Genomic DNA, 22,614 nt, shown 5'->3' with positions numbered 1-22,614 from the left:
GAAATAGTTGTTAATTTGTTCAAAATTTAGAATTTACAATGCGAATAAAATGGTTTAAGATTTTAGTTTTAGTGTTAAGCATAAATTTGCTTTACACGTGTGCTAATAGAGGTAGACCTTCTGGTGGTGAAAAAGATATTGATGCACCATTAATTACTAAAGAGGTTCCAGAAAATTTCTCTACTAATTTTAAAGGAAATGAAATACGCATTTATTTTAATGAGTACATAAAGGTGAAAAATTTGCAAAAGCAACTTATAATTTCTCCTCCAATGGATACCGAACCAACAGTAACACCTCTAGGTAGTGCAAGTAAGTATATTAAGATTATTATTAATGATACTCTTGAAGATAATACGACTTACGCTTTCAATTTTGGACAGAGTATCGTTGATAATAATGAAGAAAATCCTTATGAATATTATAGGTATGTGTTTTCTACTGGAGATGTGATTGATTCATTATCTGTAAAAGGGACTATTATGGATGCCGAAAAATTAAAACCTGACACCTTTGTTTCAGTTATGTTATACGAATTAGATTCAACTTATACAGATTCTACTGTGTATAAACAGAAACCAAAATACATTACAAATACACTTGATAGTTTAACGTCTTTTAGTATTGATAATATTAAAGAAGGACAATATAAACTCATCGCGATTAAAGATGAAAATGGAAACTTTACGTTTCAGCAAAAAAGTGATAAAATAGGGTTTTATGAAGATGTAATTTCTGTGCCAACAGATTCGACTTATACTATAAAATTATTTAAAGAAGTTCTTGAGTTTGATGCTAAGCGACCAAAACAAATAGCTGGTCAGAAAATAGGTTTTGGGTATGATGGCGACAACCAAGATATGACAATTGAATTGTTAGGTGATGTTCCTGAAGGTTTTGAAAAACGAATCACAAAAGATAAAACTAAAGACACTTTATATTATTGGTATAAACCAAAGATTGAAATAGATTCTGCTCAATTCGTTATTAGAAATAATACGTTTGTTGATACATTAACACATAAATTTAGAGACATAGAAAGAGATTCTTTAATTATTAGAGCTGTTCAATCTGGAATTATAAATTTTACAGATGATTTTATCCTTGAAGGAACTGTGCCTTTTGTGAATATTGATGAAAAGCAAGTGACTATTTTAGATAAAGATTCTATTAATGTTCCTTTTACGACAAGTTTTGATGAACTTATGAATAGATGTCATTTTAAGTTTGAAAAGAAAGAGTCTGACAATTACAATATTCAAATATTACCCAACACTTTTGAAGATTTTTTTGGTCATGTAAATGACACGTTAAACTATGCCTTGCGAACAAAAACCTTAGCTGATTATACCAATATAAGAGTTCGATTAGAAAATGCAGAGTATCCAGTTATTGTTCAGCTTACTACTGAAAAAGGAGAGGTGAAATACGAGCAATTTGGAACAGAACCTCGTTTGTTCGATTTTAAAAATTTGGATCCAAATGATTATTATATTCGTGTTATTTATGATACTAATGGTAATCAAAAATGGGATTCCGGAAATTTCTTATTGCAACAACAGCCTGAACGTGTGAGTTATGCTTCTGGAATTGTAGAAGGCAGAGCAGGTTGGGATTATCCTGAAGAAATTTTCAAACTAGATTAAAATCATCTTTATCATTTAAAAACCCAAGTTTGTTTCTGTAGGTTTCGATATGTTTTTTATCTAAAGTTACTATTTCAATAGTTTCTTTATCAGATGGTATAGTATCCAATCGTTTGCCAAGCACATCAAAAGCTGCTGAATGTCCAGAATATTCATAATTATTTGCATCTAAACCAACACGATTTACACCAATGCAATAACTCATGTTTTCAATGGCACGAGCTTGCAATAAAGTATCCCAAGCATTAATTCTTACTTTAGGCCAATTTGCAACATAAAATATAAGGTCATAATTTTCAACATTTCTAGACCAAACAGGGAAACGTAAATCATAACAAACAAGCGGTTTAATTTTCCAGCCTTTATAATCAATGAGACTATTATGCTGTCCAGCTTTATAAACTTTATCTTCACCAGCTAAAGTAAATGTATGTCGCTTGTTATACGTGTCTATTTCACCATTAGGACACACAAACACTAAACGATTATAATAAGAGCCCTCTTCTTTTATTATAAGGCTTCCAGTAATTGCAGCATTTTTTTCTTTGGAAAGGTTTTTCATCCACGAGATGGTTTTTCCATTCATGGTTTCTGCGACAGAATCTGCATTCATTGTAAAACCTGAAGTAAACATTTCTGGTAAAATGATAATATCTACTGGGTGTGTAATAGATGCTATTTTTGCACTAAAATTATGCCGATTCTGTTCTGGGTTTTCCCAAACTAAATTAGATTGTATTAAGGCAATTTTTAATTCATTTTGCATGTACTAAAATTACAAATTTTAGGCATTATAATTACTTTTTATTAATTGAACCCCTTGTTTATTTTGATGAAATTCGTCAATTCGAGTGAATTTTACGATTGAAAATGAGTAAAATTTGTATCGAGAATATGAATTTCTATTTTAAATTAGTTCTCGATACAATTTTTCGGATCTCAAAATCACTCGAACTGACGTTTCATGATATTTTTAAATCAAAAGACAAAACAGACTAATTGAGATTCTTCGTTTTGCTCTAAATGACAAAGTCATAATTTTAGATAATCTTTAAACGATACTAATAGACGTTACTTATATTTTCTTTTTTGCTTTTTCGATATCCTCTCTATAACCTTCAATTCTTTTTAACCATTTAACTTCGTCTTGAGGTGATAATTTTCCTTTACGTTTCAACTTGTCATATTTTTTCTGAGCGCTTTCTAATTTTTTTGAGGCTTTATCAAGTCGTTTTTGTGCTTTTAATTGATTTTTTAGAGCTTTTTCTGCCTTTTTTTGCTTCTTTTCTGCCTTTTTTTGTGCTTTTTCAGCTTTTTTCTTCTCTTTTTCTAATTTTTCAGTAGTAATTTCTTTTTTAACCTGATTTAGATTGTCATTCTTTTTAATGTCTTGTGCGTTTAAAGACAAACTAAATATAGTGATGAAGATTAGGATAATATATTTCATTGAATTAAATTTTATTGTTTGCTAAATTAGACACGAAGGTAGCGTGGAAGTCACTTAAGTTTTTGTTAAATTTTATTCAAAATTTCGGCGGCTTGTTTTAACGTGTCATTCGTTTTAGCGAAACAAAAACGCAACACTTTATGATCTAATTTATTATCATAAAAAACAGATAGAGGAATAGAAGCAATGCCATTTTCAATGGTTAATTGTTTGGCGAATTCTACATCGTTTTTAGATGTGATTTCAGAATAGTCTAATACCTGAAAATACGTGCCTTTTGAAGGTGAAAATTTAAACTTAGAATCCGTAATGAGATTTAAGAATGTATCGCGTTTTTCTTGGAAGAAGTTTGGTAATTCTGTATAGTGATTTGAATTTTTAAGATAATCTGCTAACGCTTTTTGAGTAGGATGGTGTACAGAAAACACATTAAATTGATGGATATTTCTAAACGCTTCCATCAATAGTTTTGGAGCACAGCAATAACCTATTTTCCAACCTGTATTATGAAACGTTTTTCCGAAGGACGCTGTGATAAAACTGCGTTGTTTTAAGTCTTTAAATCTGCAAACACTTTGGTGTTGTTCGCCATCAAAAATAATGTGTTCGTAAACTTCATCACTAAGGACAATAATATCTGTTCCTTTAGTTACTTCTTGAAGCTTCAGCATGTCGTTTTTACTCATTACAGTTCCAGTAGGATTGTGAGGCGTATTAACGAGTATCATTTTTGTTTTAGTATTGATTGCTTCCTTAACTATATTCCAATTAATCTTATAATCTGGAGCTTCTAATGCTATAGAAATGGCTTTTCCTCCATTGAGTTCAATAGCTGGTTGATAACAATCATAAGCTGGCTTGAAAATGATGACTTCATCATTAGGTTTTATAAACGCAGAAATAATCGTGAAAATCGCTTGAGTTGCACCAGCAGTAACAGTGATTTCAGTTTCTGGATGGTAGCTGGAATTGTATAAGATGTTGAATTTTTTGGAAATTGCTTGACGTAATTCTAAATTTCCAGCCATTGGTGCATATTGATTATAACCAGAATTCATGGCTTTTGTAACACCATCAATTAATTTTTGATCGCTCTTAAAATTAGGAAACCCTTGTGATAAATTAATGGCATTGTGCTCGTTTGCTAAAGCACTCATTACTGAAAAAATAGAGGTTTCTACGTTTGTTAATTTTGGTGTGAGTTGCATAAAGTAAATATACAAATACCATTAATGTGATAATAATTAAAAGAAAAAAGAGTTTTATTAACGTAATTAATAATACTTGTCATCAAAAATTTCATAATTATATTCTTTGTTTTATTATGTGCTTGCAATTTGAGTACTGAAAAGAAAACAATTGTAAGACAAACTAGAATTGATATTGACGAAATCTCAGACACTATAATTGAAACTATTGAACCAACTTTTGATTCTTTAAAACTCAATATTAATTTCAAACCAAAAGGGAATTATTCGTCTATCACAAATAAAATTCTAACAGATAGAGTTTATTTCAAAGACTTGTATGATAGCAATCCAACGAAAGCTATTGATAGCGCAGCTCAATATTTATACTCAAAATTACTGAATGATATTGTTCCGCATTGGTATGGAACCGATTGGGATTTTAATGGACATACAGATATTCCTAATGAAGGTGAAATTGCTTGTGGTTATTTTGTGTCGACCACTTTAAAGCATTTCGGATTTAATTTAAATCGCTATAAAATGGCACAGCAAGCTGGACTTATTGAAGCTCGAATGTTGCAAACTAATTCTGAACTTAAGATTTACAGAAACCTAACTTTTGAATCTTTAAAAGAGAAAGTCAACTCGGTTTATCATGATGGGATTTATTTTGTTGGACTCGATAATCATGTTGGATATGTGCTAGTTAAAAATAAAGAATTATATTTTTTACATTCGAGCTATTGCGATGATAAAGTGGTTGTAGAATTAGCGAAAAAAGCATATTGTTTTTCTTCAAATATTTATGTGTTCGCCGAAATTTCAACTAATAAAAACCTAATAAAACGTTGGATTTTAAATGAACGTTTGAATGTGCCAGCTAATTGATTTTAAAATAAAAAACCCTCACATTTCTGTAAGGGTTTCATACTTAAATAAATATTTTTATTGTTTAGTAAAACGATATGAAAATTGTTCTGGAGGTCCACAACTATTATTAAGGTCTGCAGTAAAGGTTAGTTCAAAAGTGGTGTCATTAGAAGCTGTAAAAAAGCCACTATTTGATCCAGGTCCAATTTCATATGTTCCTCCACATGTACACAGAGAGTCGAAGTTATTAACTGAAGTTGTTTCATTACAATTCAAGTTGAATGTAATGGAAGAAAGGGCGTCTGGGCATAACAGTGGAAATATTTGACTGAAAAATGATCTTTCGTTTTCTGAAGGAGCTGTAATTGTAAGCGAGGCTCCATTAGATAAATATGGACCATTAGCTCCTATAGGAGTAAGTTGTTCCAGTAAATAACTTCCTGTAAAACCTAAAGTGTTAGTAGTTATAACCAATGCATCAGAATAATCACTAAATCCTTCAGAACCACAATTAGCTCTTACGTAAAACTCATAAGTAGTAGCAGGATTCAAATCTGTAATGGTATTAATATTTGATGATGTACCCATTGTCATACCTGTACCTAAAGCAAATCCAGATTCTCCATATTCAATTTCATAAGCAGTCTCTCCATTAGGATTAAAATCGAAAGCAACACTACAATGCGTTACTTGATTTAAAAATAAATTCGTTGGAATTGCACAATTAGCTAATGTTGTGAAAGGAATAGGGCCAAGGTATTGACTTTCATTTGTTGAACTACAAATTGATTTTACATAAAATTCATATTGAGTTTGAGGTGTTAAGCTATTTAAAGTATAAAATGGAATGGTTGATGTAATAGTCGTTCCTGTTCCAAGTGAGAAACCAGCTAACCCGTATTCAACTTCCCATAAATTGATGTCATTTCCAATAATTGACCAAGAAAGTTCGGCAGAAGCTTCAGTGACTTGAATCTCTATAATAGGAGGTCCAGGCATTTGACAATCAGTCACAACTACACCTTCTGTAGTTGAAAAATTGGCGGCATTGGACCAATTACTTAAATTATTAGAGCTACAAATTACTCTAACATAAAATTGATAATTAGTTGCTTCTGTTAAATTACTCAATGTAAGTGAAGTCGTATTTGATGTAGCGATTTGACCATTGCCTAAATTAAATCCTGAAATACCATATTGAATTTCGAAACTAGCATTAGATTCGTTTGATGTCCAGTTTAATTCAGCTGAAGTATTGCCTATATTAGAAGTTGACAATGCAGTTGCTATATTACAGTTTTCTGGATCTGGAGAGTTATCTGAACTATCGCTAGAACATGTGAGCAATAAAACTGAAAATAAAAGGGTGAAAATTTTTCTCATTATACAGGAATTAATTAGATACAAAAATATAAATATTAACTTAATCTCTACAAGTATAATTTATACAATCTATAAAGTTATGAAGAAATCCATGCATTTCGAAAAAGATTCTATTTTTATTTCGCCATAATATCATTTATAATTTTTAAATGGTGATTGGTATGAAGTAGTAAAAACCGATAAACTCTTGTGGTATTAACATTGCCAAATATTGGATGCTTGAAATATGCATTTTTATCTAAACTAGCAATTGTTTTCACATTGGCTTTAGCTAATTCGGTTTGCGATATAAGGTCTTTTTTTAAAACAACTTCAGGAGGTTTGACATATTTTGGAGCTTTTGCTTTTCCTCTAGGAAAGAAACCAAGTGTAAAGAACAGCTTTCCTAAAAAGCTGAAATTATTTTTATAGGTATTTGGTAGTGATGCTTGTAAAGATGCAGTTACCTTATTAATAACCTTAAGACTATGATCTATATGCCAAGCAACATCACTATTAGATACTTTTGGATTAGCAACCGTGTGATGTTCTATATGTGTTTCTAAGGTTTCAAGAGCAAGGTTTAACTTTTTTGAACTCATAACATTTGTGTTTGTGTGAAGTTAAGTACTTTTTAATTAGATTTTATGACTCTCCAATCTTAATATTTTGTTTCTAAGTTAATGCTCAATTCTTAAAATTTCAAAATAAAAAATCCCAAACATAAATGTTCAGGATTTAATCTTATATCTAAAAAGCGAAGCGATCAAAAATCTATGAGCGCAAGCTGCTTTTTTTTAGTATCTGTAATGTTCAGGCTTATAAGGGCCTTCAACCGTTACACCAATATAACTCGCTTGGTCTTCACGAAGTTCAGTAAGCTCAACACCAATTTTTGCTAAGTGTAACTTTGCGACTTTTTCATCTAAAGCTTTTGGTAACATATACACATCGTTTCCGTAAGCTTCTTTGTTATTCCAAAGTTCAATTTGCGCTAAAGTTTGGTTGGTGAATGAATTACTCATTACAAAACTTGGATGACCTGTTGCACAGCCTAAATTTACTAAACGACCTTCAGCTAAAATGATAACATCGTTTCCGTTTACATTATATTTATCAACCTGTGGCTTAATTGTGTTTTTAGTATGACCATGATTTTTGTTTAACCAAGCCATATCAATTTCATTATCAAAGTGTCCAATATTACACACAATCGCTTTGTCTTTTAATGCTTCAAAATGACGTGCTTGTACAATATCTTTATTTCCAGTCGTTGTAATAACAATATCTGTGTTACCAATAACTGTTTCTAATTTCTTTACTTCAAAACCATCCATTGCTGCTTGTAATGCACAAATCGGATCAATTTCAGTTACAGTTACAATACTTCCAGCACCTTTAAAAGATGCAGCAGTACCTTTACCAACATCGCCATAACCACAAACAGTTACACGTTTTCCAGCTAACATAATATCTGTGGCTCTACGAATTGCATCTACCGCAGATTCTTTACAACCATATTTATTGTCAAACTTAGATTTTGTTACAGAATCATTGACATTGATAGCTGGCATTGGTAAAGTTCCGTTTTTTACACGTTCGTAAAGTCTGTGAACTCCAGTTGTAGTTTCTTCAGATAAACCATTAATTCCAGAAGCTAATTCTGGATATTTATCTAAAACCATATTTGTTAAATCTCCACCATCATCTAAAATCATGTTTAATGGTTTGCGATCTTCACCAAAGAATAAAGTTTGCTCAATACACCAATCAAATTCTTCTTCAGTCATGTCTTTCCATGCGTAAACAGCAGTTCCAGCATCAGCAATTGCTGCAGCAGCTTGATCTTGTGTAGAGAAAATATTACAAGAACTCCAAGTCACTTCTGCACCAAGAGCTTGTAATGTTTCAATTAAAACAGCAGTTTGAATTGTCATATGCAAACACCCAGCAATACGAGCGTCTTTAAGTGGTTGTGAGTTTTTATATTCTTCACGTAAACTCATTAATCCTGGCATTTCTGCTTCTGCTAATTCAATTTCTTTTCTTCCCCAAGCCGCAAGCGACATATCTTTTACCTTATTTGGTACGTAAGCAACAGTTTTTGTACTCATATCTTTTTATCTTGTTTTAAAATTGTACTAGCCTTTGGGTTTATGGCTTAAATAACTAAATTCGCTATATTAAATATTGCCAAATTCGCCTTAGGCGATGCAAAGATAATCAATAACTTTCAGAAAATTAAATGCCGCTTTATAAAACACTCACTTCCAACTCACAAACTACTGTTAAAATATGGAAGATTACTGAATCTTATGAAGATTTATTAGAACCCTTAGATTTAAAACCGAATAGTTTAGAGCGTGTTTTAGGAATGAAAAGCGAAATGCATCAACGTGGTTTTTTAAGTGTACGTCATTTGCTGAGAGAATTTGGATATACAGATCAAGATTTGTTTTATGACGATAACGGGAAGCCGCATTTAAAAGATGGTAAGCATATTTCTATTACACATTCCTTTATATTTTCTGGTGTTATAATAAGCGATGTAGAAGTTGGGATAGATATTGAAAAACAACGTGATAAGATCGCTATCATAGCTAAGAAATTTGTAGATTATGAATTCAACTATATATCTAAAAATGATGAAGATTATATTAAAAAACTGACCGTTATTTGGGGAATTAAAGAATCGTTATACAAATTATTTGCAACACCTGGAATGTTATTTAAAGCCCATTTTATTGTCATTCCGTTTATGTTGAATGATGGAAAAACTGTTGCATGGATTGATTACGAAAACAAAAAATACAGATACAATACACATTTTTTAGAATTTGAAGGATTCACTTGTGCGTTTGCAACCCCTTAAATGAAAATAATTTATAACAACATATTAAGTTCGATTTCTAATGGAGAAAAACTGTTAGCAGTTTTAATAGATCCTGATAAAACGAAACCTGAAGGCTTATCTGGGTTTATGCAAAAACTAAATCAATCTATTGCTACTCATATCTTTGTAGGAGGCAGTGCTGTTGATGATGAGTCTACTGAGATTTTAGTCGTCGAAATTAAAAAGCACACGACTTTACCTGTTGTTTTATTTCCTGGTGACATTACACAAATTACAAACAAAGCTGATGCTTTATTATTCTTATCCTTGATCTCTGGAACTAATCCAAGCTATTTAATTAGCAAGCATATTAAAGCTGTGTCTAAGTTGAGATATTCAAAATTAGAAGTCATTCCAACGGGTTATATTTTGATAGAAAATGGTAGACAAACTTCTGTAGAAAAGGTGACTAACACCAAGCCTTTACCTATAGAAAATGTCCAACAAATTATCGATACTGCAAAGGCTGGAGAACTTTTAGGAAAACAACTCATATATCTTGAAGCAGGAAGTGGAGCTTTACATTATGTGCCTTTAGAAATCATTAGTCTTGTAAAGCAAGAGTTAAATATTCCGTTAATTGTTGGAGGAGGAATTAGAACTAAAAAGCAATTGGAAGACGTTTATAATTCTGGAGCAGATTTAATAGTAATTGGAACAGCTTTTGAGGAAGATGATTCGTTTTTTGATGAAATAAAAAAATAAATATGAACATATCAGTAGAACTAACATTAACACCTTTGCATGACAATTATGAACCTGCAATTATTCATTTTATAAAACAACTTCGTGCTTCAAAATTAAAAGTGTTAGAAAACCCTTTGAGTACTCAGATTTATGGTGATTATGATGAAGTAATGAAGGTTTTAACTGTTGAAATTAAAGACGCATTTCAGTTAATTGATAGAGGTTTGCTTCACATGAAAATCGTAAAATCTGATCGCTACGACTATGAACCACATTTTTGAGTTTTTTTTTGGTCAGTATGAAACATATTCTACAATAGACATTGTATTAGAAATCATCGCTGTTCTTTTTGGTTTTTTATCGGTATGGTTTTCAAAACAGAACAAGATTTGGGTATTTCCAACGGGAATAGTAAATACAGTCATATTTGTGTATTTATTAATAAAATGGGGATTATTAGGAGATATGATGATTAATGCTTATTATTTTATAATGAGTATATATGGTTGGTATATTTGGACTAGAAAAGTTGACGAAATACACGTAACACCAATTTCAAAAACCACAGTTAAAGAGAAAAAAACAAGTGTTTATATTTTTATAGCAACATTGTTATTTGTGTTTGTAGTTTATAAAAGTTTTGATAAATGGACGGGTTGGGTAGCTTACATTGATACTATTACAACAGCTCTCTTTTTTGTAGGTATGTGGTTAATGGCAAGACGTAAATTAGAAAACTGGATATTTTTGATTATTGGTGATGTTATTTCTATACCGCTTTATTTCTATAAAGGGTTTACTTTTACAAGTCTACAGTTTTTAGGATTTACAATTATTGCCATTTTTGGCTATTTAGCATGGAAGAAAAGTTTAAACAAATCACAGCTACAAACCCAAACTGTATAAAAGTTGTTTTATATGGTCCAGAATCTACAGGAAAGTCCTCTTTAGCTAAAGAATTGGCTTCATATTATAATGCTGTTTTTACAAAAGAGTTTTCTCGTGATTATGCGAAAATGAAGGCTATAAATAATTTAATGTTGACCAAAAATGATGTTTTGCCAATTGCTATCGGACAAATGCTTTCAGAAAATGAACAACTCAAAAAGGCAAATAAACTTTTAATTTGTGATACAGATTTATTGGAAACTAAAGTTTATTCTGAGTTTTATTACAACGGATTTTGCCCAGATCTAGTAAAAAAATATGCTATTGAAAACACGTATGATTTATATTTTTTGACTTATATTGACACGCCTTGGGAGGCTGATGGAATTCGAGATCAGCCCAATACAAGATTGCAAATGTTTAAAGCCTTCGAACAAGCTCTAATAGATTCAGAAAAAAAATACATTATTGTTAGAGGAAGTTTTGAGGAACGATTAAATATTTGCAAAACCCAAATTAATGAACTTTTAAAACTTGCAAATTGATTTTTTCAGAAAAAGACATACAACAAATTGAACTTAAAGGATTAGATGTTACAAAAGTAAAACGGCAAATTGAGCTTTTTGAAAACGGAATTCCTTTTGCTAATCTAGTTGCTGAAGCGACAATAAATGAAGGTATATTAAGATTAACAGATATTGATATTGAACAATTAGTGTCTTATTTTGAATCTAAAAAAGACCTGGTTTCCATTTTGAAATTCGTGCCTGCTTCTGGTGCAGCTACTAGAATGTTTAAATTCTTATATAGTTTTTTAGAAGAATATGATTTAGAAAAAGGAAGCATAAATTCTTATATTAATAAAAGTAAAAACAATGACTTATCTCTTTTCTTTATTGGGTTAGATAAGTTTCCATTTTACCATATTGTTCAAAATAAACTTCAAGAAACCGATCCGAACTATGACTCTCTATCAATAAATGAACAGCGATTAAAGTTTGTTAAAATGATGCTTGATAATGAAATGCTTGATTATGGCAATTCGCCAAAAGGCTTAATGCCATTTCATAAGTATAAAAATGAAGTTGTTTCTACTGCTTTTGAAGAACATTTGTATGAATCAGCATTGTATTCGTCAAGTAATGAATCAACAAAACTTCACTTTACCATTTCCGAAAAACACAATCATAAGTTTGATGTAGAGTTTTCAAGAATTGAGAAATATGTTGAAGAAAAAACAGGTTCCAAGTTTGATATTTCATTTTCATATCAAAAAGAATCAACAGATACAATAGCTGTAACTCCAAAAAACAAACCTTTTAGAGATGATGATGGATCTTTACTTTTTAGACCTTCAGGTCATGGAGCACTTATTGAAAATTTAAATGATCTAAATGCCGACATTATTTTTATTAAAAATATAGATAATGTGGTTACCTATAAGTATAAAGATGAGGTTGCTAAGTACAAGAAAGTGTTAGCTGGTATTTTATTAAGAATACAAGAACAAGTCTATAAGTATCTTCAATTGTTAGATGATGACACTATCGCTTCGGAAGAGCGACTCATTGAAATTGGTGAGTTTCTTGTCAATAAAATGAATGTTAATATTAGCCCCGAATTTGAAAAATATTCACTTAAATATCAAATTGAATATTTAGCCGAAAAACTAAATCGTCCTATTCGGGTTTGTGGTATGGTTAAAAATGAAGGTGAACCAGGTGGTGGACCATTTTGGGTTAAAGATGAAAGTGGAAACATATCGCTTCAAATCGTAGAATCAGCTCAAATTAACAAGAAAAGTAAACAACAAAAACAAATTTTAAAAAATGCAACTCACTTTAACCCTGTCGATTTAGTTTGTGGTACTAAAAACTATAAAGGAGAAAAATTTGACCTAAAAAAGTTTGTCGATACTAAAGCTGCTTTTATTAGTATGAAAACAAAAACAGGTAAGGACTTAAAAGCACTTGAGCTTCCTGGTCTTTGGAATGGTAGTATGGCCAATTGGAATACTATTTTTGTTGAGGTTCCTTTAATTACTTTCAATCCAGTGAAAACTGTAAACGATTTATTGAAAGCTCCACATCAGATTAAATAAAATGTTTGATGAACAAGCCATATTAAATGAATTAACTTTTAAAGCCATTCGCAGTTCTGGTGCAGGTGGTCAGCATGTTAATAAAACAGCATCCAAAGTAGAACTCACTTTTGATTTAGAAGCTTCTGTAATCTTAACAGAAGAACAAAAAGCATTACTCAAAATCAATTTGGAACCAAGATTAACCAAAGCTTTTGTTTTGATTATGCAATGTGGGGAAAGTAGAAGTCAACATAAAAATAAATCGATTATTATTAGTAGGTTTCTAGAGTTAATTAGAACAAATTTAATTCCAGACAAAGAACGAATTCCTACAAAAACACCCAAAGCAGTGATAAGAAAGCGTTTAACCAATAAACGAAAAAACGCTGAGAAGAAAACAAACCGTAAACCACCACAAATTGATTAATTAAATTTTTACAGATTTTTGATGCGCAATCAATAAATCTATTTTACCTTTGCTGCGTTCTCAAAAAAGGGGTGCCTATTATCGGCTGAGATCATACCCATTGAACCTAGAACAGGTAATGCTGTTTAGGAAGTGAACGTTAAGAAAATATCTAGTAGATGTTTTTAGCGAGTGCGATAAAGTCATTAATGTTTGTTTTTACTTTTGAATCTAAATTTGTTTTCAACTAAACACCTAATGGTTCTGAATGAAGAATAACGTTTCAATATCGTATTAGTTTAACGTTCTAAAACTAATTATTAACAAAGAATAATGACCTCTTTTTATTCGATTATAAACTATAATCGCTTGAAAAATTTATTCGTATTTTTAAGTCTTTTCGCACTTACATATTGTGCGTTTTCACAAGAAAAAGTACAAGATTCAACTAAAGTTGAGAAACTTGATGAAGTGTTAGTAAAAGCTGTTCGTGTTGATGCCAACGCTCCAATTACACATTCTAATGTGACAAAAAAACAGTTAGCAAAACGTAATTTGGGACAAGACATTCCGATGTTATTAAACTATTTGCCTTCTGTGGTCACTACGTCTGATGCTGGAGCAGGAATTGGCTATACAGGAATTCGTGTTCGTGGTGTTAGTTCACAATCAACTAACGTTACTATTAACGGTATTCCTTATAATGATGCTGAATCTTTAGGTACATTTTGGGTGAATTTGGGTGATTTTGCATCTTCAGTGGAAAGCTTGCAATTACAAAGAGGAGTTGGTACGTCGACCAATGGTTCTGGTGCTTTTGGTGCTAGTATTAATGTACTTACAGATGCTGTTTCAACAGAGTCAAATGGAGAAATTTCTAATGCTTTCGGAAGTTATAATACAAGAAAGCATACCTTGAAATTTAGTACAGGATTACTTAATGAACACTTCGAAATTGCAGGTCGTTTGTCTAATGTTTCTTCAGATGGTTATATTGATAGAGCTGCAACAGATTTAAAATCATTTTTTTTACAAGGCTCCTATGTAGATGATAATACATTAATAAAAGCCATTACATTTAGTGGAAAAGAAATTACTTACCAATCTTGGAATGGTTTAGAAGATGTTGATAAATTAGAAAATGACAGAACTTATAATAGCGCAGGAGAGTATAAAGATGATGCTGGAAACAAACGGTTTTATGATAATGAAGTTGATAACTATAGCCAAGATCATTACCAATTACACTGGAATCAGCGTTACAACAATCAATGGTCTACTACTTTAGGTTTAAATTACACATATGGTCGCGGCTATTTTGAACAGTATAAAGAAGATCAGAAATTTAACGACTATGGTTTTGAAACTTTAGATTTCAATGGAGAAGTTATTGATCAAACAGATCTTATTAGAAGACGTTGGCTAGATAACGATTTTTATGTGTTTAATGCTAATGTAAACTATAAAGACAATCAATTAGATTTAATCTTTGGTGGTTCGTTTAGTCATTATGATGGAGACCATTTTGGCGAAGTGATTTGGGCAGAATTTGCAAGCCAATCTGAAATTAGAGATCGTTATTACGATGGAAATAGCTTAAAAAATGATTTATCTGTTTTTTCAAAAGCGTATTATAAATTGAATGACAAATTAAATTTGTTTGGAGATCTACAGGTTAGAACGGTAAACTATAAAACTTATGGAACAACTTCAGATTTAATCACTTTTGAAATTGATAAAAATTTCACATTTTTTAATCCAAAAGTTGGTGTGAGTTTTAAATTAAATACTCAAAATAATTTATACGCTTCTTATGCTAGAGCAAACAGAGAGCCAAATAGAACCGATTTTGAAAGCAACGAGCATATAGAGCCTGAACAATTAAATGACTTTGAATTGGGTTGGAGACATAAAAATGGAAACTTTACATTTAATGCCAATATTTACTATATGTCATATAATGAACAATTGGTGCTTTCGGGAACGTTAGATGATGTAGGAAACCCAATTAGAACTAATAGTGGTAAAAGTTACCGTTTAGGTTTAGAGTTGGAAGCTGTAATACCAGTTACATCTAAATTAACGTTGCAGCCTAATATGACGATAAGTACAAATAAAAATAAAGAAACAATAATTCTATTTGATGACAAATTACAGAATTTAGGCAAAACAGATATTTCGTTTTCACCTGAAGTAGTTGCCGCAAATGCTATTGTTTTTCAACCTATTGAAAATTTACAAATAGCATTGTTAAGTAAATTTGTTAGCGAGCAGTATATGAGTAATACTGAAGCTAATGTATCTAAATTAGATGGTTATTTTACAAACGATTTTAATGTTAATTATGAATTGTTTTTCAGTGGTGATGAAGCTTCATCACCTGTTTTTGAGTCGGTTGTTTTTACAGGATTAGTTAATAACATTTTTAATGTAGAATATGAGTCTAATGGGTACTATTATACATATGATGACGATTGGTCTAATCCAGGAACGATAGATACGATTGAAGGAGCTGGATTTTATCCACAAGCTACAACTAACTTTTTACTAGGAGCCACACTAAAATTTTAATAATAAAAAAGAGACGTTCAATATAATGTCATTCAGAGTAAAGTGAAGAATCTTACATAACATCAAAGATTATTCAATCGAGATTCTTCGCTTCGCACTGAATAATAGATGCCGAAATATTTTTATTTCCGGTTTGTAGATTACTAAATTAATTAGTAATAGTTAATTCAGAACCATTAACTGTTACACGATACTCTTGTAAAGCACATTGTAATTGTGCACCAACAGCAGTTCCAGTTAATAAATTATATTGATTTTCATCTTGACAGCCACAAGTCACTATAGTGCCATTAATATTTAAAAAAGAACAAGTATTAGGAGCATGATTAGGATCTGCTGCATCGTAAGCTCTATAGTTTCCACCAACATTTGTAACATAAATACCAGCATTTCCTTCATTAGCTATATAAACTGAATTTGTTGAAAACTGAAGTTGACTATATTGAGGTAAATTGAGACTAATGGTTCTATTAACACCAAAATCGGTTAAGAAATTGCAATTATTTATTGAATCATCACTTTTTTTGCAATTAGTTAAAAGTAAGAGTGATAATGCGAATATGAGTTTCTTCATTAACGTGTTAATTTTTTTGGCAATTTACAATAATTTAAATGTTGAAATAAATATTTTGTATCTTTGTATGACTAATCTCGTGTGAGCGAGATTTTTTTTATTCCGAACTTTTTTCGGAATCTTTTTTATTAATAAACGAATGAATTATGAGTAAAGTATCTTATTATACTCCTGAAGGATTAAAAAAGTTAAGAGAAGAACTGAAACACTTAAAAGATATTGAGAGACCAAGAGCATCTCAAGCTATTGGAGAAGCAAGAGATAAAGGTGATTTAAGTGAAAATGCTGAGTACGATGCTGCTAAAGAAGCACAAGGTATGTTAGAAATGAAAATTTCTAAATTAGAGGATACTTTAGCTGGTGCACGCGTTATTGATGAATCTCAAATGGATGTGTCAAAGGCTTTGGTATTATCAAAAGTGAGAATAAAAAATCAAACTAATGGCATGGAATTAATCTATACTTTAGTTGCTGATGGTGAAGCTGATTTGGCTTCAGGAAAAATTTCAGTAAATTCTCCTATCGGAAAAGGGTTATTAGGAAAATCTGTTGGTGAAGTTGCAGAAGTTCAAGTGCCAAATGGAGTGATGAAATTTGATATATTAGAGATTACAAGATAAATTGATTGTCGCTATATTTTTTTAGTGCCCAAAATACAGATGAAAATATTAGAAAAGATTCCTATTCACTAGGAATCTTTTTATATTTACATACACTCATAACAAATCAATTCATGGCATCTGTTTTCTCAAAAATCATTACTGGCGAAATTCCATGTTATAAAGTTGCAGAAACTGAAGATTATTTAGCGTTTTTAGACATCAATCCAAATGCTAAAGGTCATACGCTTTGCATTCCCAAAAAAGAAGTAGATAAACTATTTGATTTAGATGAATCGTCATTTCATGGGCTATTAGAGTTTTCAAGAAAAGTAGCTATTGCTCTTGAAAAAGCTGTGCCTTGCAAACGTGTTGGATTGACTGTGATTGGTTTGGAAGTTCCGCATGCTCATGTGCATTTAATTCCATTAAATACAATGGAAGACGCTCGTTTTGTTAATAAATCAAAATTGGAAAAAGGCGAGTTTCAAACGATAGCAAATGCAATTGCTTCACATTTATAATTAAAAGGATATAACTCCAGTTGCAAAAAGTAGTATTGCTACAAGTATTAGGATATCAACACTTATAAAAACCCAACCTGCTTTTTTAAGTTTTAGAGATTTAGGCTTTGGAGTAACAGCTCGTTTTTGATATTCAACAACTTGTTCAATGCCATTTGTCCATCGCACAGGAAAAATATCAGTATTACACGTATTACATCTCATCTCATATTTAGTCTCCTGAGATATGGCTTTGTAAAACAGGTTTTCAATGAGTTTTTGTTTAAAAGTTAGTACTAAGCCATCATTTGAATAGCATTCAGGACAATTATTATTGAGTTGTACTTCTTTTAAAGTGAAAAATTGTTGCGCTTTCATATCATGTTATTGTATGATGTGGTAATCCGTTTTTTATGGAGCGTAAAGTAAACTTACAAAAAAGAACACGATCACAAAAAGGATAAATCCAATACTTAGTAAAACGTTTTTTCTTTTTTCAAATGTTGTCCAATTTTCAAACTCATTAAAATAAATGAGATAGATGTTGTTTTTAGAAACGGAGTAATGGCATATTACCATAGAAATTATTAAGAAACCCAAACAAAACCAGATGTAATTATTAAAAATAAACTTTAGCTTAAATAATTTACCCAAGAATATTGCAGCACTTATAAATAATAAAAAAATGATGCCTCCTAACCATCCTGATATATCTATAAAAGAGTCTCCATCCTTTTTATTCAACCAAAAGTTATCTAACCATTTTATTGAATTATCAGTACCATGATTTTTTTTCATTAACCTTTTAATGTATGGAATTTTATATAACAGTAAAAATGGATTAATTTTATTGAAGAGAAAATGCATCTTAGTTTCAATTAAATAAAGACAATAGTGCAAGATATTAAGACTTCTTTTCATTAAAATCAGGACACTATTTTTAATGAGATTTGCATGGTTGTTCCTTTATCAATTTCTGAGTTTAATACTTTTATTTTCCCATCATGGTAATCTTCAATAATGCGTTTTGCTAATGATAGTCCTAAACCCCATCCACGTTTTTTACTCGTGTATCCTGGTTGAAAAATGGTATTAAATTTTTGTTTAGAAAGCCCTTTTCCAGTGTCAGATACTTTTATTTTTACAAATTTACCATCTTTAGTTATGGCTAGTTTTAATTGCCCTTTTCCTTTCATAGCATCAATGGCATTCTTAACTAAGTTTTCAATCGTCCAACTGTATAATTGTTGATTAAGGTCGACCATCATAACTTCATTAGGTGTAGAGATTTCAAAATCAATCAATTTTGATGAACGCGCTTTTAAATACTCATAAGAGTCTATGGTTTCTTTAACGATATCTGATTTTTCAAGTTTTGGCACTGAACCAATTTTACTAAAACGATCTGTAATGATTTGTAACCGTGTGATGTCTTTTTCTATTTCTACTAAATAATCAGGATTCACATTTTCAGAACGTAAAATCTCAGTCCACCCAACAAGTGAAGATAAAGGAGTTCCAATTTGATGAGCTGTTTCCTTAGCCATTCCTGTCCATAATTTGTTTTGATCGGCAGTTCTTGTGCTTTTATAAAAGAAATAAGCAACAGCAGCAAACAGAAAAATTATCAACAATAAAGCTAATGGATAGTACTTAAGTTTATTGAGTAAGGGTGAATTTCCGTAATAAATTGTATTATAAAGTTGATTGTTAGCTATTACTGGAATTGGAGTGTTTTCGTTTTCAAAAGTGATTATTAGTTTTTCTAAGTATTGTTTTGTAGAGGAAATATTAAGCGTATCAATATTCCTCATACTATCAATATTATTGTTAGGACCAAGTAAAATCATTGGAGTCGTAGTGTTACTTTCAATAATTTTAGAAGTTACTTCAATTTCTGCATCATCACCAGATTCCATTAAAGTCTTGAGTGCAAACGACCAGTTTTCCATCTTCATACGTTCTTCAGCTTTAAAATGCTGAAAAAACACATACGTATTCCAAAGAATTAGCGAAATAATAATAAAGGAAGCTACAATGACAATCCATCGAGTTATGTTGCGGTTTATGGTTTTAGCCATCAAGTATATTTTTGAATTTTAAATATAATGGATTTATGTTAATAATATTGTGCTAAGGGTAAGCAAATCACTTTCATAACTTTGACTTTATAGTTACATTTGCGTTCGTAATAAACAAAACTAAAAATATTAGATGATATCTTTTGATCCTAAAAGTATTTCAACAGCAAAATTACATGGTTATTTGTTAAGTGCAGTAGCGCCTAGACCAATAGCTTTTGCGAGTACTGTTGATTCTGATGGGAATCCAAATTTGTCACCTTTTAGTTTTTTTAATGTGTTTAGCGCTAATCCACCAATTTTAATATTTTCTCCTGCACGACGTGTAAGAAATAATACAACTAAGCACACTTTAGAAAATGCTAAAGACACAAAAGAAGTAGTGATCAATGTTGTTAATTATGACATTGTTCAGCAAATGTCTTTGAGTAGCACTGAGTACGCCAAAGGAGTTAATGAGTTTGATAAATCAGGACTAACAATGTTAGAATCAGATGTCGTTAAACCATTTAGAGTAGCTGAATCACCTGTGCAATTTGAGTGCAAAGTGAATGAAATTATTGAATTAGGAACCGAAGGAGGAGCTGGTAATTTGATAATTTGTGAAGTAGTGAAATTTCATATTGACGATTCAGTAATGGATGATAATCAAATGATCGTTCAAGAAAAATTAGATTTAGTTGCAAGAGCTGGAGGAAGTTATTACAACCGAGCAAAAAAAGGCTTTTTTGAAATTCCAAAACCATTATCAACTCTAGGTATTGGAGTAGATTCTATGCCAAATGAGGTTAAAAATAGTATGATTTTAACTGGAAATGATTTAGGAATGTTAGGCAATATTGAGGAGTTACCACACAAAGAAGACGTAGAAGAGTTTTTAAATAACGTTAGTGAACGTTATCCAAATATTAGAGAAATGTCTCACAGACAAAAACATAAAATAGCAAGAAATTATTTGAGCTATGGTGATGTTAATAGCGCATGGAAACTGTTGTTATCATAAAAATTGAACTGTCACTTCGAGCGCAGTCGAGAAGTAAGTATATATAAAATAAAAATTTAGTAAAAAATGGAAGTACAAGGAAAAGTCAAAATGATTAGCGAAACACAAACCTTTGGTAGCAATGGGTTTAGAAAAAGAGAATTAGTAGTAACTACAGAGGAACAGTATCCACAACATATCTTAATTGAATTTGTTCAAGACAAAACAGATTTATTAAATAACTATCAAGTAGGTCAAGGCGTAAAAGTAAATATCAACCTAAGAGGTAGAGAGTGGGTTAATCCACAAGGAGAAACTAAATATTTTAACTCTGTTCAAGGTTGGAGAATTGAAAACCTTCAAGCAAATGCAGAAAATATGCCACCTGTAGCTCCTGCTGAAGCATTTGAACCTGCAACAAACATAAACGAAGAAGATCACGACGATCTTCCTTTTTAATTACATTGTCATTCCTGAAAATTTAGGAATCTTATAAAAACAACCTCAATGTTTAAGATCACATTGAGGTTGTTTATTTTTATACTTTAATCTACAAATTTTCATGTATTATCTTAATAAAGATATATGGTTTCCAGAAGTGTCTTTAGCTTCTAAAGAAGGGATTTTAGCAATTGGAGGTGATCTAACTCCAGAACGTTTAATCTTAGCCTACAAGAGTGGTATCTTTCCTTGGTTTGAAGATGAAGAGCCCATTTTATGGTGGTCTCCAAATCCTCGATTTGTGTTATTTCCTGAGCAATTAAAAGTATCTAAGAGTATGACGCAAGTCTTAAGGAATACTGATTTTAAAATTACTGTAAACAAAGATTTTGAAGCAGTCATCAATAATTGTTCAAAAATAAAACGCGATGGACAAAAAGGGACTTGGATAACAAATGATTTGAAAGACGCTTACATAAAATTACACGAACTTGGAATAGCAAAATCTGTTGAAGTATGGCTAAATGAAAACCTCGTTGGAGGTTTGTATGGTGTAGACTTAGATAATGGTGTGTTTTGTGGTGAAAGCATGTTTAGTAAAGTCAGTAATGCTAGCAAAGTTGGATTTATTTCGTTTATACAAAACACAAACTATAAGCTAATCGATTGCCAAGTTTATACAAATCATCTTGCAAGTTTAGGAGCTGAAGACATCTCAAGAGATGAGTTTCTGAAATATTTAAGCTAAACTTCATCATATCTAAAACAATTAACTTCATGATCATTGACCATTCCTGTAGCTTGCATATGCGCATAGATTACTGTTGAACCTACAAATTTAAAGCCTCGCTTTTTTAAATCTTTACTAATCGTGTCGCTTAAAGGTGTGTTCGCTGGCGCTTTTTTATAATCTTTAAACCTGTTTTTTATTGGTTTACCATCAACAAACTCCCAAATGTATTTTGAAAACGAACCATAATTTTCTTGAATTTTTATAAACGCTTGAGCGTTGGTAATCGTTGCATTTACTTTTAGTTTATTTCTAATGATGCCTTCATTTTCTAGTAAACTATCAATCTTTTTCTGATTGTAGCTTGCAATTTTTTTATAGTCGAATTGATCAAAAGCGGTTCTGAAATTTTCACGTTTTTTTAAAACAGTAATCCAACTTAATCCTGCTTGAAATGTTTCTAGAATTAAAAATTCAAATAAGGTATCATCATCATATACAGGAACTCCCCATTCTTCATCATGATAGGCTTCATATAAATCGTTTCCGAGGCACCAACCGCATTTGTGTTTTTTCATAAAATTGTTTTGAACTTTAAAAATAGTAAGTTTTTGCTTAATAATTCGTCTTAAGCTATGACTCTGCAATGAATGATTTTATT

Annotated in this window: 26 protein-coding genes; 15 read left to right on the top strand and 11 right to left on the bottom strand. The window is 31.0% G+C overall.

Translation table 11 applies throughout. The annotated features are described in order from the left end of the window. The first annotated feature begins 38 nt into the window (after positions 1-38). Complete coding sequence (locus tag MUN68_RS15390) at positions 39-1,646, top strand: Ig-like domain-containing protein (protein ID WP_249993280.1); 1,608 nt, start codon at positions 39-41, stop codon at positions 1,644-1,646. Here MUN68_RS15390 and MUN68_RS15385 read toward each other — a convergent pair. The 3 genes from MUN68_RS15385 to MUN68_RS15375 all read right to left on the bottom strand — a co-directional run bounded on the left by MUN68_RS15385 (position 1,633) and on the right by MUN68_RS15375 (position 4,301). Then, positions 1,633-2,412 carry an amidohydrolase gene (locus MUN68_RS15385; protein ID WP_249993281.1) on the bottom strand — a complete coding sequence of 260 codons (780 nt, stop codon included), beginning with the start codon at positions 2,410-2,412 and terminating at the stop codon, positions 1,633-1,635. The two genes, MUN68_RS15390 and MUN68_RS15385, sit on opposite strands and share 14 nt — an antisense overlap. 309 nt (positions 2,413-2,721) lie before the next feature. Further along, a complete protein-coding gene (locus MUN68_RS15380; RefSeq protein ID WP_249993283.1) occupies positions 2,722-3,093 on the bottom strand; it encodes a hypothetical protein in 372 nt (123 codons plus the stop codon). A 65-nt stretch (positions 3,094-3,158) separates the two neighbouring features. Further along, entirely contained in the window at positions 3,159-4,301 is a 1,143-nt protein-coding gene (locus tag MUN68_RS15375) for a methionine aminotransferase (protein ID WP_249993285.1), read from the bottom strand. A gap of 129 nt (positions 4,302-4,430) precedes the next feature. Between MUN68_RS15375 and MUN68_RS15370 the strand changes: the two genes are divergently transcribed. After that, a complete protein-coding gene (locus MUN68_RS15370) occupies positions 4,431-5,171 on the top strand; it encodes a hypothetical protein (protein WP_249993287.1) in 741 nt (246 codons plus the stop codon). A gap of 57 nt (positions 5,172-5,228) precedes the next feature. Here MUN68_RS15370 and MUN68_RS15365 read toward each other — a convergent pair whose 3' ends face one another. From MUN68_RS15365 to ahcY, 3 genes are all read right to left on the bottom strand, one after another. Further along, a complete protein-coding gene (locus MUN68_RS15365; protein ID WP_249993289.1) occupies positions 5,229-6,536 on the bottom strand; it encodes a fibronectin type III domain-containing protein in 1,308 nt (435 codons plus the stop codon). 116 nt (positions 6,537-6,652) lie between these two features. Further along, a complete protein-coding gene (locus MUN68_RS15360) occupies positions 6,653-7,117 on the bottom strand; it encodes a DUF1569 domain-containing protein (RefSeq protein WP_249993291.1) in 465 nt (154 codons plus the stop codon). A gap of 195 nt (positions 7,118-7,312) precedes the next feature. Continuing rightward, complete coding sequence (gene ahcY, locus MUN68_RS15355) at positions 7,313-8,629, bottom strand: adenosylhomocysteinase (protein WP_249993293.1); 1,317 nt, start codon at positions 8,627-8,629, stop codon at positions 7,313-7,315. Positions 8,630-8,760: 131 nt separating this feature from the next. On the opposite strand from ahcY, the gene MUN68_RS15350 reads away from it, so the two are divergent. The 8 genes from MUN68_RS15350 (at position 8,761) to MUN68_RS15315 (ending at position 16,043) form a co-directional block, all read left to right on the top strand. Beyond that, complete coding sequence (locus MUN68_RS15350) at positions 8,761-9,387, top strand: 4'-phosphopantetheinyl transferase family protein (RefSeq protein ID WP_249993295.1); 627 nt, start codon at positions 8,761-8,763, stop codon at positions 9,385-9,387. Next, positions 9,388-10,113 (top strand): geranylgeranylglyceryl/heptaprenylglyceryl phosphate synthase, encoded by a 726-nt coding sequence (locus MUN68_RS15345; RefSeq protein WP_249993297.1) that lies wholly within the window; start codon positions 9,388-9,390, stop codon positions 10,111-10,113. It abuts the gene before it with no gap. Between the two features lie 2 nt (positions 10,114-10,115). Then, positions 10,116-10,376: a thiamine-binding protein gene (locus MUN68_RS15340; protein ID WP_249993299.1), complete on the top strand. Its 261-nt coding sequence runs from the start codon at positions 10,116-10,118 to the stop codon at positions 10,374-10,376. Further along, the gene (gene pnuC / locus MUN68_RS15335; protein WP_249993301.1) at positions 10,360-11,001 is read left to right on the top strand and encodes a nicotinamide riboside transporter PnuC; all 642 of its coding nucleotides are present in this window, start codon (positions 10,360-10,362) and stop codon (positions 10,999-11,001) included. The genes MUN68_RS15340 and pnuC overlap by 17 nt, the downstream gene beginning before the upstream one ends. After that, positions 10,953-11,528, top strand: coding sequence for an AAA family ATPase (locus tag MUN68_RS15330; protein ID WP_249993303.1), 576 nt, complete (start codon positions 10,953-10,955; stop codon positions 11,526-11,528). Before pnuC ends, MUN68_RS15330 begins: the two co-directional genes overlap by 49 nt. Further along, on the top strand, positions 11,525-13,084 hold the full coding sequence (locus MUN68_RS15325; RefSeq protein ID WP_249993305.1) for a DUF4301 family protein: 1,560 nt from the start codon (positions 11,525-11,527) through the stop codon (positions 13,082-13,084). The genes MUN68_RS15330 and MUN68_RS15325 overlap by 4 nt, the downstream gene beginning before the upstream one ends. Position 13,085: 1 nt before the next feature. Beyond that, positions 13,086-13,493 carry an alternative ribosome rescue aminoacyl-tRNA hydrolase ArfB gene (arfB, locus tag MUN68_RS15320; RefSeq protein WP_249993307.1) on the top strand — a complete coding sequence of 136 codons (408 nt, stop codon included), beginning with the start codon at positions 13,086-13,088 and terminating at the stop codon, positions 13,491-13,493. 312 nt (positions 13,494-13,805) lie between these two features. Then, entirely contained in the window at positions 13,806-16,043 is a 2,238-nt protein-coding gene (locus MUN68_RS15315) for a TonB-dependent receptor (RefSeq protein WP_249993309.1), read from the top strand. 148 nt (positions 16,044-16,191) lie between these two features. On the opposite strand, the gene MUN68_RS15310 is transcribed toward MUN68_RS15315, so the two are convergent. Further along, positions 16,192-16,617, bottom strand: coding sequence for a Rieske (2Fe-2S) protein (locus MUN68_RS15310; protein ID WP_249993311.1), 426 nt, complete (start codon positions 16,615-16,617; stop codon positions 16,192-16,194). Between the two features lie 146 nt (positions 16,618-16,763). Between MUN68_RS15310 and greA the strand changes: the two genes are divergently transcribed. Then, entirely contained in the window at positions 16,764-17,237 is a 474-nt protein-coding gene (greA, locus tag MUN68_RS15305; RefSeq protein WP_249993313.1) for a transcription elongation factor GreA, read from the top strand. Between the two features lie 113 nt (positions 17,238-17,350). Beyond that, positions 17,351-17,740 carry an HIT family protein gene (locus MUN68_RS15300; protein ID WP_249993951.1) on the top strand — a complete coding sequence of 130 codons (390 nt, stop codon included), beginning with the start codon at positions 17,351-17,353 and terminating at the stop codon, positions 17,738-17,740. Here the strand turns inward: MUN68_RS15300 and MUN68_RS15295 are convergent, their stop codons facing one another. The 3 genes from MUN68_RS15295 to MUN68_RS15285 form a co-directional block, all read right to left on the bottom strand. Continuing rightward, entirely contained in the window at positions 17,741-18,097 is a 357-nt protein-coding gene (locus tag MUN68_RS15295; protein ID WP_249993315.1) for a hypothetical protein, read from the bottom strand. Between the two features lie 33 nt (positions 18,098-18,130). Further along, positions 18,131-18,517: a hypothetical protein gene (locus MUN68_RS15290; protein WP_249993318.1), complete on the bottom strand. Its 387-nt coding sequence runs from the start codon at positions 18,515-18,517 to the stop codon at positions 18,131-18,133. Between the two features lie 128 nt (positions 18,518-18,645). Next, a complete protein-coding gene (locus MUN68_RS15285) occupies positions 18,646-19,800 on the bottom strand; it encodes a sensor histidine kinase (RefSeq protein ID WP_249993320.1) in 1,155 nt (384 codons plus the stop codon). A 133-nt stretch (positions 19,801-19,933) separates the two neighbouring features. Between MUN68_RS15285 and MUN68_RS15280 the strand changes: the two genes are divergently transcribed. The 3 genes from MUN68_RS15280 to aat all read left to right on the top strand — a co-directional run bounded on the left by MUN68_RS15280 (position 19,934) and on the right by aat (position 21,971). Next, positions 19,934-20,803: a flavin reductase family protein gene (locus MUN68_RS15280; protein WP_249993322.1), complete on the top strand. Its 870-nt coding sequence runs from the start codon at positions 19,934-19,936 to the stop codon at positions 20,801-20,803. A 66-nt stretch (positions 20,804-20,869) separates the two neighbouring features. Beyond that, positions 20,870-21,241, top strand: a complete 372-nt coding sequence (locus MUN68_RS15275; protein ID WP_249993324.1) for a DUF3127 domain-containing protein — start codon at positions 20,870-20,872, stop codon at positions 21,239-21,241. Positions 21,242-21,344: 103 nt separating this feature from the next. Then, positions 21,345-21,971: a leucyl/phenylalanyl-tRNA--protein transferase gene (aat, locus tag MUN68_RS15270; protein WP_249993327.1), complete on the top strand. Its 627-nt coding sequence runs from the start codon at positions 21,345-21,347 to the stop codon at positions 21,969-21,971. Here the strand turns inward: aat and MUN68_RS15265 are convergent. Beyond that, positions 21,968-22,531: a DNA-3-methyladenine glycosylase I gene (locus MUN68_RS15265; protein ID WP_249993329.1), complete on the bottom strand. Its 564-nt coding sequence runs from the start codon at positions 22,529-22,531 to the stop codon at positions 21,968-21,970. The two genes, aat and MUN68_RS15265, sit on opposite strands and share 4 nt — an antisense overlap. Positions 22,532-22,614 lie beyond the last annotated feature (83 nt).

This window comes from Psychroserpens ponticola, assembly GCF_023556315.2.
Lineage (GTDB): Bacteria > Bacteroidota > Bacteroidia > Flavobacteriales > Flavobacteriaceae > Psychroserpens > Psychroserpens ponticola.
Note: the sequence above shows the minus strand (reverse complement) of the source record. Positions and strands in the feature narration are given on the sequence as shown.

Bases quoted from the DNA above. Each gene is read 5' to 3' on its own strand.
- MUN68_RS15290 (WP_249993318.1), bottom strand. From the start codon at position 18,517: ATGAAAAAAAATCATGGTACTGATAATTCAATAAAATGGTTAGATAAC.
- MUN68_RS15340 (WP_249993299.1), top strand. From the start codon at position 10,116: ATGAACATATCAGTAGAACTAACATTAACACCTTTGCATGACAATTAT.
- MUN68_RS15300 (WP_249993951.1), top strand. From the start codon at position 17,351: ATGGCATCTGTTTTCTCAAAAATCATTACTGGCGAAATTCCATGTTAT.
- MUN68_RS15380 (WP_249993283.1), bottom strand. From the start codon at position 3,093: ATGAAATATATTATCCTAATCTTCATCACTATATTTAGTTTGTCTTTA.
- MUN68_RS15390 (WP_249993280.1), top strand. From the start codon at position 39: ATGCGAATAAAATGGTTTAAGATTTTAGTTTTAGTGTTAAGCATAAAT.
- MUN68_RS15280 (WP_249993322.1), top strand. From the start codon at position 19,934: ATGATATCTTTTGATCCTAAAAGTATTTCAACAGCAAAATTACATGGT.
- MUN68_RS15375 (WP_249993285.1), bottom strand. From the start codon at position 4,301: ATGCAACTCACACCAAAATTAACAAACGTAGAAACCTCTATTTTTTCA.
- MUN68_RS15315 (WP_249993309.1), top strand. From the start codon at position 13,806: ATGACCTCTTTTTATTCGATTATAAACTATAATCGCTTGAAAAATTTA.
- pnuC (WP_249993301.1), top strand. From the start codon at position 10,360: ATGAACCACATTTTTGAGTTTTTTTTTGGTCAGTATGAAACATATTCT.
- MUN68_RS15345 (WP_249993297.1), top strand. From the start codon at position 9,388: ATGAAAATAATTTATAACAACATATTAAGTTCGATTTCTAATGGAGAA.
- arfB (WP_249993307.1), top strand. From the start codon at position 13,086: ATGTTTGATGAACAAGCCATATTAAATGAATTAACTTTTAAAGCCATT.
- MUN68_RS15330 (WP_249993303.1), top strand. From the start codon at position 10,953: ATGGAAGAAAAGTTTAAACAAATCACAGCTACAAACCCAAACTGTATA.
- MUN68_RS15350 (WP_249993295.1), top strand. From the start codon at position 8,761: ATGCCGCTTTATAAAACACTCACTTCCAACTCACAAACTACTGTTAAA.
- MUN68_RS15265 (WP_249993329.1), bottom strand. From the start codon at position 22,531: ATGAAAAAACACAAATGCGGTTGGTGCCTCGGAAACGATTTATATGAA.
- MUN68_RS15275 (WP_249993324.1), top strand. From the start codon at position 20,870: ATGGAAGTACAAGGAAAAGTCAAAATGATTAGCGAAACACAAACCTTT.
- MUN68_RS15385 (WP_249993281.1), bottom strand. From the start codon at position 2,412: ATGCAAAATGAATTAAAAATTGCCTTAATACAATCTAATTTAGTTTGG.
- MUN68_RS15360 (WP_249993291.1), bottom strand. From the start codon at position 7,117: ATGAGTTCAAAAAAGTTAAACCTTGCTCTTGAAACCTTAGAAACACAT.
- ahcY (WP_249993293.1), bottom strand. From the start codon at position 8,629: ATGAGTACAAAAACTGTTGCTTACGTACCAAATAAGGTAAAAGATATG.
- MUN68_RS15285 (WP_249993320.1), bottom strand. From the start codon at position 19,800: ATGGCTAAAACCATAAACCGCAACATAACTCGATGGATTGTCATTGTA.
- greA (WP_249993313.1), top strand. From the start codon at position 16,764: ATGAGTAAAGTATCTTATTATACTCCTGAAGGATTAAAAAAGTTAAGA.
- MUN68_RS15310 (WP_249993311.1), bottom strand. From the start codon at position 16,617: ATGAAGAAACTCATATTCGCATTATCACTCTTACTTTTAACTAATTGC.
- MUN68_RS15295 (WP_249993315.1), bottom strand. From the start codon at position 18,097: ATGAAAGCGCAACAATTTTTCACTTTAAAAGAAGTACAACTCAATAAT.
- MUN68_RS15365 (WP_249993289.1), bottom strand. From the start codon at position 6,536: ATGAGAAAAATTTTCACCCTTTTATTTTCAGTTTTATTGCTCACATGT.
- aat (WP_249993327.1), top strand. From the start codon at position 21,345: ATGTATTATCTTAATAAAGATATATGGTTTCCAGAAGTGTCTTTAGCT.